Below are 717 nucleotides of genomic sequence, written 5' to 3'. Positions count from 1 at the left end.
GTAATCGGTCCGACAGGGGCAACTGGTTTACAAGGGGATCCAGGTCCAACTGGATCAACCGGATCAACTGGGATAACCGGTCCGACTGGTTCTGCAACGGGTCCAACAGGAGCAACAGGTCCAACCGGTCCTCCGGGAGGCCCAACCGGTCCAACCGGTCCAGCAGGATCACCAGGGGGTCCAACCGGTCCGACTGGAGCAACAGGGGCAACAGGGGCGACAGGAGCAACAGGAATCCAAGGAGTGCAAGGAATACAGGGTCCAACAGGAGCAACCGGTTTAACAGGTTTGCAAGGGGTACAGGGGCCGATGGGGGCAACAGGTCCAACGGGTGACCAAGGCATTCAAGGTCCACAAGGGATACAAGGAGTAACCGGCCCGACAGGTCCGCAAGGTCTACAAGGATTACAAGGCTCAATCGGCCCAACCGGTCCGACAGGTCCCCAAGGAGTGCAAGGGGCACAGGGTCCAATCGGTCCAACCGGCCCACAAGGGGTTCAAGGTATACAAGGTGAGCAAGGAGTAAGGGGAGCGACAGGTCCAACTGGTTTACAAGGTCTACAAGGCGTACAAGGTCCGAGTGGCCCAACTGGCCCACAAGGAGTGCAAGGCGTACAAGGTCCGAGTGGCATAACAGGCCCAACCGGTCCTCAAGGAATACAAGGTATCCAGGGACCGCAAGGAAGTATAGGCCCAACCGGTCCTCAAGGAATACAA

1 pseudogene is annotated in these 717 nt (G+C 58.2%); it reads left to right on the top strand.

Annotated elements, in window-relative coordinates:
• Positions 1-717: pseudogene (locus MR160_RS33740) on the top strand (collagen-like protein); the annotation flags it as partial.

It is taken from the genome of Bacillus cereus group sp. BfR-BA-01382, assembly GCF_022663475.1.
In the GTDB taxonomy this organism is placed as follows: domain Bacteria; phylum Bacillota; class Bacilli; order Bacillales; family Bacillaceae_G; genus Bacillus_A; species Bacillus_A thuringiensis_S.
The sequence above is the reverse complement of the archived record's forward strand: the minus strand, read 5'-3'. Positions and strand labels throughout refer to the sequence as shown.